We start from the raw sequence: 537 nt of genomic DNA on the forward strand, positions 1-537 counted from the left end.
CCAGACGGCATCATCGGTAACGAAGACGTAGGTCAAATGTCGGCGTGGTACTTGATGTCGGCACTGGGCTTCTACCAAATCTCGCCAACCGATCCAACCTACAGCATCGGTCGTCCAATCTTCGACAAAGCGACGGTAGACATTGGTTCTGGCACGTTCACGGTAACGGCTGAGAACAACGGCCCAGACAACATGTACATCAAAGAAGTAACCATCAACGGTAAGCCTCTGGATGTTTACAACACCTTCCAGCACAGCGAATTCAAAGCAGGCGGCGAACTGCACTTCGTGATGACAGCTGACAAGTCTGAAGCAATGCAAGCCAACCTAGGCGAATAATGATTTTGAGGGGACCTCGTGTCCCCTTTTCTCGTGGAATAAAAACAATGAAACTAAAAAGAACCCTTATCTCTACCGCTATACTCGCTGCCATGTTTGGTCTTGCTGGTTGTAACAGTGATGACGACAACAGCAAATCTGGTACTCCATCCCTCGACACCACGCTAACCCAATACGTCAACCCATTGATTGGTACAG

Annotated in this window: 1 protein-coding gene; it reads left to right on the forward strand. The window is 49.0% G+C overall.

Annotated elements, in window-relative coordinates; translation table 11 throughout:
- Positions 1–339 (forward strand): glycoside hydrolase domain-containing protein (locus tag R7Q11_RS28885; protein ID WP_225467310.1); only part of this gene is annotated, 339 nt, incomplete at its 5' end.
- Between the last annotated feature and the right edge of the window lie 198 nt (positions 340–537).

Source organism: Vibrio sp. 970 (genome assembly GCF_033339075.1).